Below are 10,000 nucleotides of genomic sequence, written 5' to 3'. Positions count from 1 at the left end.
AAGAGGCGGAGCCGCAGCGAAAGCGAGTCTGAATAGGGCGTTTAGTACGTGGTCGTAGACCCGAAACCAGGTGATCTACCCATGTCCAGGGTGAAGTTCAGGTAACACTGAATGGAGGCCCGAACCCACGCACGTTGAAAAGTGCGGGGATGAGGTGTGGGTAGCGGAGAAATTCCAATCGAACCTGGAGATAGCTGGTTCTCCCCGAAATAGCTTTAGGGCTAGCCTTAAGTGTAAGAGTCTTGGAGGTAGAGCACTGATTGGACTAGGGGTCCTCATCGGATTACCGAATTCAGTCAAACTCCGAATGCCAATGACTTATCCTTAGGAGTCAGACTGCGAGTGATAAGATCCGTAGTCAAAAGGGAAACAGCCCAGACCGCCAGCTAAGGTCCCAAAGTGTGTATTAAGTGGAAAAGGATGTGGAGTTGCTTAGACAACTAGGATGTTGGCTTAGAAGCAGCCACCATTTAAAGAGTGCGTAATAGCTCACTAGTCGAGTGACTCTGCGCCGAAAATGTACCGGGGCTAAATACACCACCGAAGCTGCGGATTGATACCGAATGGTATCAGTGGTAGGGGAGCGTTCTAAGGACAGTGAAGTCAGACCGGAAGGACTGGTGGAGTGCTTAGAAGTGAGAATGCCGGTATGAGTAGCGAAAGACGGGTGAGAATCCCGTCCACCGAATGCCTAAGGTTTCCTGAGGAAGGCTCGTCCGCTCAGGGTTAGTCAGGACCTAAGCCGAGGCCGACAGGCGTAGGCGATGGACAACAGGTTGATATTCCTGTACCACCTCTTTATCGTTTGAGCAATGGAGGGACGCAGAAGGATAGAAGAAGCGTGCGATTGGTTGTGCACGTCCAAGCAGTTAGGCTGATAAGTAGGCAAATCCGCTTATCGTAAAGGCTGAGCTGTGATGGGGAAGCTCCTTATGGAGCGAAGTCTTTGATTCCCCGCTGCCAAGAAAAGCTTCTAGCGAGATAAAAGGTGCCTGTACCGCAAACCGACACAGGTAGGCGAGGAGAGAATCCTAAGGTGTGCGAGAGAACTCTGGTTAAGGAACTCGGCAAAATGACCCCGTAACTTCGGGAGAAGGGGTGCTTTCTTAACGGAAAGCCGCAGTGAATAGGCCCAAGCGACTGTTTAGCAAAAACACAGCTCTCTGCGAAGCCGTAAGGCGAAGTATAGGGGGTGACACCTGCCCGGTGCTGGAAGGTTAAGGAGAGGGGTTAGCGTAAGCGAAGCTCTGAACTGAAGCCCCAGTAAACGGCGGCCGTAACTATAACGGTCCTAAGGTAGCGAAATTCCTTGTCGGGTAAGTTCCGACCCGCACGAAAGGTGTAACGATTTGGGCACTGTCTCAACCAGAGACTCGGTGAAATTATAGTACCTGTGAAGATGCAGGTTACCCGCGACAGGACGGAAAGACCCCGTGGAGCTTTACTGTAGCCTGATATTGAATTTTGGTACAGTTTGTACAGGATAGGCGGGAGCCTTTGAAACCGGAGCGCTAGCTTCGGTGGAGGCGCTGGTGGGATACCGCCCTGACTGTATTGAAATTCTAACCTACGGGTCTTATCGACCCGGGAGACAGTGTCAGGTGGGCAGTTTGACTGGGGCGGTCGCCTCCTAAAGTGTAACGGAGGCGCCCAAAGGTTCCCTCAGAATGGTTGGAAATCATTCGTAGAGTGCAAAGGCATAAGGGAGCTTGACTGCGAGACCTACAAGTCGAGCAGGGACGAAAGTCGGGCTTAGTGATCCGGTGGTTCCGCATGGAAGGGCCATCGCTCAACGGATAAAAGCTACCCCGGGGATAACAGGCTTATCTCCCCCAAGAGTCCACATCGACGGGGAGGTTTGGCACCTCGATGTCGGCTCATCGCATCCTGGGGCTGTAGTCGGTCCCAAGGGTTGGGCTGTTCGCCCATTAAAGCGGTACGCGAGCTGGGTTCAGAACGTCGTGAGACAGTTCGGTCCCTATCCGTCGTGGGCGTAGGAAATTTGAGAGGAGCTGTCCTTAGTACGAGAGGACCGGGATGGACGCACCGCTGGTGTACCAGTTGTTCTGCCAAGGGCATAGCTGGGTAGCTATGTGCGGAAGGGATAAGTGCTGAAAGCATCTAAGCATGAAGCCCCCCTCAAGATGAGATTTCCCATAGCGTAAGCTAGTAAGATCCCTGAAAGATGATCAGGTTGATAGGTTCGAGGTGGAAGCATGGTGACATGTGGAGCTGACGAATACTAATAGATCGAGGACTTAACCATATAATATGTAGCAATGTTATCTAGTTTTGAAGGAATATGCCTTCAATAGTTTGGTGATGATGGCAGAGAGGTCACACCCGTTCCCATACCGAACACGGAAGTTAAGCTCTCTAGCGCCAATGGTAGTTGGGACCTTGTCCCTGTGAGAGTAGGACGTCGCCAAGCAAGCTTAAGACGAGTCAGAATGACTCGTCTTTTTTGTATGCTTTCATGCCTCTGTTAATTGCTTGTTTAACTCCTTCTAAATAGGCAAAGCCATGCCTTTTATCTGGTTCTAAGTAAGTACCTTCTGCCCATTCATTCCACGCATTAATAAATAAAAACTCGCTGTTGTAAAGAGAATAGGTGCGCTGGATTTGCTTACTTAAATATATCGTGAACTTCTCAGGAGTAGAGCCTACGAAAATGCTGCTATTTAAATCTTTGCGGCGTGCTGTGTTATCCCAGTCAACAAAGGCACCGGGAAATGTTTTTTTCTCTGAAGGAGATCGCTTTAATATATACATCCACACTTTATCATAATCCCAAGCGTTTATTTGTTTACTAGATTCATATATTATCTTATTTATGTCGGAAGAACTATCGTGAGCAATTGTATAAAAAGGTTCGAATTGAATGCTAGCATCAAATCCATTTATATTAGGAAGTGGAAAGCTGTTTAATGTTTCTGCGAAGTATATACCTTTCAAACCATTTTCTTGTGCGAGTGTATTCCAGTAGTTAAGCATTTGCTCACAATTAGGTATATGTCCAGGACGATAAATAATGAATAGTGGTTTATTATCTATACGGATATACCTCTCATCTTGGAAAGCTTGTAATAAATAATCAAAGTGTTCTTTCCAATCCGATAACCCTCCGTAATTTTGAGGCATTAATATGTGACTATCAAGACCATCCCAAGTTTTTGTCCATGGTTCATTTGCCCAAGATAGGCAAAATGGAAAATCTGGTTCGCCCATCTGAAGTACCTCATTAAATGGTCTCTCCAATAGCCTCTTCCCTTTAAACCAGTAATGGTAATAACAAAAACCATATATGCCGTGTGCTTTGGCAATTTCTGCTTGCCATTTTCTTACGGATGGGGTGGTTAAGTCGTAATAAAAATCTTGATAAGGTTCTCTAGGTTGATAATGTCCTGAAAATAAAGGTCGTGCACTTTTAGTATTTGTCCATTCAGTAAAACCTTTTCCCCACCATCGGTCATTTTCTTTTATTTGATGAAACTGTGGTAAGTAAAAAGCAATTATTTTCAAGATATATCCCCCTTATGTGCTTCGTAGTTCAAGTGGTGGGAAGTTATTTTTGATTTTTCGAATCTAGTTAAAGCATGAGAACCGTTATTTACTTACTCTGTTTATGCCTCATAATGAATTTTTTTGTACAGTTTGCTTGATATGGAAATCTTTAATGATTTAATATATACGGCTGAAATATAAAATGATCTTCATTATACAATGAGCGAAAAGAGTTAATCTTTTTGGAGAACAAATAGGGCTTGGGGTAATCGGTTTACATCATCGAAAAAGTCCCGCAGCTTTAAATACTTCTCATAGTGGTTTTTAATATAAGTTCTAGGTATAATGGTTTCCCCGTAGAAGCTACTATTTCTAACGTCTCCAGCTCCCGTAGGGCTGTGGACGAAATTGCCGCTTTCATAATCCGAGATGGCACGATTTATATCTGGAAAAGCTTGAGATAAAGTTTTATGCCATCCTGTCTGAATTAATTCAGGGTGTTCCTTAAATTGTTGACAAAAATCGAGAAAATAGCGCGCTTGTGTCGTGGCGATGAAGATTCCACCTGGACGAAGAATTCTTGAAAATTCCTTTATCCAATGTTCTGCAGTTTCTTCGGATAAATGTGAGAATACAGAATAAGCGAATATGATGTCCAATGAATTGTCACTAATAAATTCTACAGGAGGTTGTGGATTGGCGGTTTTATATATTCCTCTTCCTAACGTTTCATTGCAAATATTAATCATTGCTGGATCTACATCAATCCCAAGTAAATTTTCATCGCGAACATCTTTGAAAAAAAAGCGTATAATTCTTCCCCAGCCACAACCAAAGTCTAAAATTTTCCGTTCTTTATTCAAGGGAACGCCTAAATTATGGGCATATGTTTTTACAAGTCTATAAAACAAATATGCTTCATAAAGAGCATGTTCATAGGAAGCACCTACAAACTGTTGTTGAATTTCTTCAGGGGGGAACATAGGTACTGGGATACCATTTATCTTTGTTTGTGAGCAACTTTGTATAAATAGATGAAGAAGTTCAACATCAGAAAGCGGGCTAACAAGGTTATCAAAATCACTTCCTAACTTAAAGTCATCCATTTGTTAACCTCCAAATTATATGGTGCCTAAAAATCATTTTCTTGTTTTCTACTAATAAAAACATGTAAAAATTCAGCATCTAAGCCTAGTGATTTATCCTTTTGTAAATAAACTAGGGTATACATATTTGCATGTGTATAAATATATTCAATCATATCTTGGCCCCAATCAAATGTTACTAAAGACCCATTCTCATCAATAGGATTTCCGTGATAAATTGGCTCTTCAATATACTCAATTCCACCCTCATTGATTCTTGCCCTTTGCAAAGTTTTGGGAAGTGTGTGGTACCAAGGGACAGTAAACACATGAGCACCGCCAGGCTTTAATACACGCTCTATTTCTTTAAAGGCTTTGTTTGGTTCCATTACATGTTCAAAGACATCTTGAGTAATGAACAAATCAAAAGATTCATTTTGAAAAGTCATGTTTTCTAAGTTCTCGCATCTAATCCCTTGAAAGTATTGGCCGAGAGGATAGTTTTTAAAGTATTGAGAGTATGTATAGTTTTTGCAGTTTTTTATTAGTAGTTGAGTTGTAATCCCCCCAGGTGAGGATTCGTGAATATGATAGGAACCCCATTTCGGAAAAAATGTATTTAAAACATGAATTAAAGCTCGCTGCCTTGGTATAGAGTGGCATGTAGAACATAAGTAGTGATCTCTAAGCCAATCGTTATGCTCTATAAATGTAGTTTCCTTCTCACAAATAACACAATATCCGTTATTATGTTTCAAATTACCTTCCACATGACATCACTCCTGTGTAAAAAATGTATATGGCACATGCGTCAATAATTAGTGAATTCAAAGAGGGTAGGTGAAATTTAGGGAATCTATAACAGTAAAATTGGTAGAAGGGAATAATTAGCAGGGGAGAACCCCTCTCTAATTAAAGTTTCAATTTATGCTATGCGATACATTCGCTTTTATTCATTGAAGAGTGTATCAATTTAAAATATCCCTTTTGTGTACGGATACATTTCAAAGTCTTGTGCATATATTTCTGTAACTAATGCCATTGTTTCTTCATCATAAAAACTTTTATATGTCGGAAAGCGAGGGAAGGCGGCATCTGTAATGCTGAGCTCTGCATAGCTTCCTGTATACATCATTTTATGAGAGCGATGATGATCTGAATTTGTAAGTAGCGCTAAATTAGATTTAACTAAATCGTACGTATGTTCTATTTTGGTGATTTGTGTATTAAAATCTTCTAAAGGAATATAGTGTTGGATGAAATTTTCTTCACCCGGAACGTATTGCTGACTAAAATGTATGTCCATTGCTACGGAATTGGGACCTAATGCTCGAACGTAATATAAAAATTGTTTAAATGATATTCCTCGGTTACTATATTTGTCATTATATAAATACTGGCGGATACTTTCCCATTGAGGAATTGCATATGGATTGTCAGCAAGTAATAAAAATGAGCTGACGGCCCTTGTATAGGGATTTCGTACAAGTTTACAAACAGCTTTTTCTGCTGTTAGAAGCCCATTTTGTAACTCTGGTATGTAGTTGGTGTTGTTTTTATATACCCAGAATTCATAGTAATGAATAAAGTCATGGTATTTCTTTGCTTCATTAAACAATCCGATTTGAAAAAAGAACCAATTAGCTAAAGTAGTGCATCCGCTTCTATGGCTCCAGAATAGTATAAGGGGAAAGTCTTTATGGAAATGTGGGATTCGATCTTTATGTAGAATTACATGATTTAAAAGCTCTTGATTTACATTCTTCATACATGTAGTGCTCCTTTTTGAAAGTTTTATTTATGGAGAAGGAGAAAGCTTTTACTAATCCAATATATTCATAGGAATGAGTAAATATTATGAATGTTTTTTCGGACGGCTTAAATAAGGTAGTGATTCTAAAGGGAAAATATAAAATAAAGATAATGAAAATTTATAAGGGGCATACAATTATAAGAGACTCAATAATAGAATTGACTAAGTTTATTTATTTGTATTTCTAGGTGAGATAAGCAAAAATCTTATTACTAGAGAGGATATTATGCGGAAGAATAATTATTTAATAGTAGGTGGAAATAGTTTCATTGGTATTAACCTCGCATTAGGTTTATTGAAAAAAGGCCAAAATGTAAAAGTATTTTCCAGACATATAAATAATTTTCCTCAAAATATTATAAGTGAGGTTGAATTTATTAAAGGTGATTTAGCAAATGTTGAAGATATATATAAAGCCTTAGTGAATGTGGATATTATTATTTATTTAGCTGCAACGTCTAATGTAACAACTTCAATTGAAGATGTTTTCGGAGATATAAACAGTAGCCTTTTTTTTCTTAATTTCATGGAAAGTGCTAAAAATTTCCCCATTAAAAAAATCGTATTAGCATCTTCTGGAGGCACAGTTTATGGTGAACCGGAATATCTGCCTATTGATGAGGAACATCCATTAAAACCACTTTCTCCTTATGGAATAACAAAGGTGTCGCTTGAAAATTATTTGTACTTTTATAAGAAAAAATATGGAATGGACTATGTTGTATGTAGATATTCTAATCCGTATGGAAAATATCAAAACCCGTTAAAGAAAGTTGGAGCAATAAATTGTTTTTTGTATCAGCATCTCAGTAATGAAAAGATTAATATATATGGGAATCCACAAGAAATTATTCGAGATTATATTTATATCGATGATTTAGTGGAAGTTACTATACAACTATCGCAATTAAATCACTTGAAATTTTGTGTGTATAATATAGGCAGCGGAAAGGGTCTCTCTTTAAAACGAATTATAGTAGAATTGGAGAAATTAACGGAAAGAAAAGTGGACTTTATCTGCTATAAACAAAAGCAAGAAAACGTTCAAAAAATCATTTTAAATATAGATAGAGTAAGACGAGAATGTAATTGGGAACCGAAAGTGGATTTCAAAAGTGGAATTAGATTAAATAAGCTATGGATTGAAGAGTTCTTATATAGTAAAAAATAATAAGCCATGCCCTACTTCTGTATAAGTAGAGCGTGGTTTATTATTTTATTTCTTTTTTTATTACCCAAAGATCTTGATGTTCCCACCAAAAACCTTCAGTGTATTTTTTGATAATAGGATTATAAGGTAATAATTTAATTTTGTCACATACGTAAGAGGGGCTAACGATCGTTTGCCCATATTGATGAACATCTAAATCGAGTTGTTCGCTAGAGGGAAGAAACCAATAACCCCGTTCATTTAAAGCGGGAAAGCCGAAGTACTTTTTACTTTGATATCCATGAGTTGTGAAAATGAATAAGCCGCCAGGGGAAACAGCGTTATACAATGTCTGAAGCCAACGAAACCAAGTTGTATCAGGCATATGAGAAAAAAAGGATAGACAAAAAACGATATCATACGTAGACGAGGCTAATTTTACTTGTTCTGGTTCAGGGTGAGATAATAGAGATGAAGTATGTAATGTGTTTTTAATAAAAGTAATAGCCTCTTCGTGTATATCGCAAGTAGTTATACTTAAGTTCATTTGCTGATTTAATAAATGACGTGTTACGCAGCCATATCCGGATGCGAATTCTAATAATTGAATTGGAGTGTCTACAGGAGGATAAAAGGAAGTAATTAAATCTAAGAGTGTTTCTGCTGATTTTTTTCCATCTTTAAAATAATAATCTATTGCTTCTTTTTTAGATGGAAAGACTGGATTTGTGACAAGGAATTGAAAGATATGATCCTCTGGGTGGATATTTGCACTTACATTGTATTTTTGTGCAATTTGAGAAATCAAATGTTTATTTGCCGCTATAAATTCTTTCAAAGAGTAACACCCCTTAAATAATAGTAATGTCTTAAAAGAGCTACTGATGATAAAGAAAATATATAATTAAACCTTCAAATATGTTTCAAGGTACTTTCTATATGCATACATTTTCTTTTTTGAAATGTCGTCGATAGTAAAGGTGTCTTTAATGAAATTCTGCATTTGTACAACTTCACTGTAATGGGAATATGAATCTTCTGTTCTTGTTACGCTATTTGTATGTCGTCTATGATAGTTTAGAGGTTTTGGATTAAAATAAATGTTCCCCTCTTTAAGGAGAGAAACATAGAAAAACCAATCACCAGCTATTTTAAACTTTTGCAATTGTTTTGCTATTGTTTTTATATCTATGTTTTTAAAAACTACACTTGAGACATTAGGTATGGTGTTTTTGATAAATAACGTATCTTGTATTTCATCTATCCCTTTTCGGATATAAGAACTCTGCCATTTTTCCTTATCGATATCATTTGTGTAATTCAAATAATGATTGGCCAAGATATTTCCTTGTTCATCTATTTGTTTTGATTGTGTGTAGCTTAAGGCAACATCACTATCTATATGAAACCCTTGTATTACTTCTTCTAAAAATGTCTGATCACATAAGTCATCGGCCTCAGCAATCCAAATATAATCACCGGTTGCTGCAGAGACACCTTTTATCCATTGTTTAAATACAGAACCAGAATTTTTATCATTAATAATCTGCTGAACTTTCAGGTGGTGTTTATTTTCATTTGAGAGCAGCTTTTCAAATATAGATGCGCTATTGTCAGTAGAGGCATCGTCTAGGAAAATTAGTTCGTAAAGGGGATAGGTTTGATTTAATATTGATTTAACTCGTTCCGGTAAGTATTTTTCGTAATTATAGTTCGGTACAATAACGCTTATTTTTTTATAATTATGCTCAAGCAAGTTTAATAATTGATAAACGTAATCAAGAAAGTTGAAATCTCTTTCAATAAGTTCTTGGCCAAAGGTCCCTTTTTGTAATCGTAAATCTTCATTCCCGATAAGTTCATATATTCTTTCCAGCATCATAGGTAAGTTTAAATAGTCTACTAATGCGCCGGTTTGTTCCGTAACAACATCTTCAAAACCTCCAGCGTTTTTGAACCCTATAACAGGGACTTTTGTATCTAATGCTTCTAAAACTACGTTTGGAAAAGGATCTTCTCTTGAAGTTAATAAATATAAATCAGCACCGGCGTTATATAAACCGATATCTGGAGTTGGATCCACTAATGTGAAATGTGCTGTATATCTTGGGGAGATTGTATTAAAAAAATGAACATCTGTTTTCCCAACCCAGATAAAATGAATATTCGTATGCATCTTTCTTACTGAGTAAGCAATAAGTGAGAATAAATCTATTCCTTTTCGATGATCAGCGAAACCTACCCCCAAGATGATTTTGCTATCGAGAGGCAGATTGTGCTTTTTTCGTAAATCGCTTCTCGCTTGTGCAATATTTTTCTTATAAGGATTATGGTTGAACAAGCCCTGAGGGAGAATGTGGCATTTTTGATGATCTAATTGGGTGATTGTACGGAATTTTTCATACACGTATTGTGAAGGGAAGACAATTTTGTGAGCAGATTGGGCAA

7 protein-coding genes and 2 rRNA genes (2 of these 9 only partly in view) are annotated in these 10,000 nt (G+C 38.0%); 3 read left to right on the top strand and 6 right to left on the bottom strand.

Translation table 11 applies throughout. The annotated features are described in order from the left end of the window. Positions 1–2,266, top strand: a 23S ribosomal RNA gene (locus QCI47_RS26590); it begins 657 nt to the left of the window's first position. Positions 2,267–2,315: 49 nt separating this feature from the next. After that, a 5S ribosomal RNA gene (gene rrf / locus QCI47_RS26585) occupies positions 2,316–2,431 on the top strand. Between the two features lie 14 nt (positions 2,432–2,445). Here the strand turns inward: rrf and QCI47_RS26580 are convergent. From QCI47_RS26580 to QCI47_RS26565, 4 genes are all read right to left on the bottom strand, one after another. After that, positions 2,446–3,522, bottom strand: coding sequence for a glycosyltransferase WbsX family protein (locus QCI47_RS26580; protein WP_074533327.1), 1,077 nt, complete (start codon positions 3,520–3,522; stop codon positions 2,446–2,448). 215 nt (positions 3,523–3,737) lie between these two features. Then, positions 3,738–4,610 carry a class I SAM-dependent methyltransferase gene (locus QCI47_RS26575; RefSeq protein WP_061130312.1) on the bottom strand — a complete coding sequence of 291 codons (873 nt, stop codon included), beginning with the start codon at positions 4,608–4,610 and terminating at the stop codon, positions 3,738–3,740. A gap of 26 nt (positions 4,611–4,636) precedes the next feature. Further along, positions 4,637–5,359 (bottom strand): class I SAM-dependent methyltransferase, encoded by a 723-nt coding sequence (locus QCI47_RS26570; RefSeq protein WP_000398929.1) that lies wholly within the window; start codon positions 5,357–5,359, stop codon positions 4,637–4,639. Positions 5,360–5,562: 203 nt separating this feature from the next. Further along, entirely contained in the window at positions 5,563–6,357 is a 795-nt protein-coding gene (locus tag QCI47_RS26565) for a sulfotransferase family 2 domain-containing protein (RefSeq protein WP_000800261.1), read from the bottom strand. Between the two features lie 271 nt (positions 6,358–6,628). Between QCI47_RS26565 and QCI47_RS26560 the strand changes: the two genes are divergently transcribed. Next, on the top strand, positions 6,629–7,573 hold the full coding sequence (locus QCI47_RS26560) for an NAD-dependent epimerase/dehydratase family protein (RefSeq protein WP_001230823.1): 945 nt from the start codon (positions 6,629–6,631) through the stop codon (positions 7,571–7,573). A 40-nt stretch (positions 7,574–7,613) separates the two neighbouring features. Here QCI47_RS26560 and QCI47_RS26555 read toward each other — a convergent pair whose 3' ends face one another. Next, positions 7,614–8,390, bottom strand: coding sequence for a class I SAM-dependent methyltransferase (locus QCI47_RS26555; RefSeq protein ID WP_074533328.1), 777 nt, complete (start codon positions 8,388–8,390; stop codon positions 7,614–7,616). A 66-nt stretch (positions 8,391–8,456) separates the two neighbouring features. Then, positions 8,457–10,000, bottom strand: partial view of a glycosyltransferase gene (locus QCI47_RS26550; protein WP_061130311.1) — the 3' portion only. It continues 388 nt past the right edge of the window; the window shows 1,544 of its 1,932 coding nt (coding positions 389–1,932); its start codon lies beyond the right edge, outside the window — the gene reads right to left on this strand; its stop codon occupies positions 8,457–8,459.

The sequence above is a fragment of the Bacillus cereus group sp. RP29 genome (assembly GCF_040459765.1).
Lineage (GTDB): Bacteria > Bacillota > Bacilli > Bacillales > Bacillaceae_G > Bacillus_A > Bacillus_A paranthracis.
Note: the sequence above shows the minus strand (reverse complement) of the source record. Positions and strands in the feature narration are given on the sequence as shown.

Bases quoted from the DNA above. Each gene is read 5' to 3' on its own strand.
- QCI47_RS26575 (WP_061130312.1), bottom strand. From the start codon at position 4,610: ATGGATGACTTTAAGTTAGGAAGTGATTTTGATAACCTTGTTAGCCCG.
- QCI47_RS26565 (WP_000800261.1), bottom strand. From the start codon at position 6,357: ATGAAGAATGTAAATCAAGAGCTTTTAAATCATGTAATTCTACATAAA.
- QCI47_RS26560 (WP_001230823.1), top strand. From the start codon at position 6,629: ATGCGGAAGAATAATTATTTAATAGTAGGTGGAAATAGTTTCATTGGT.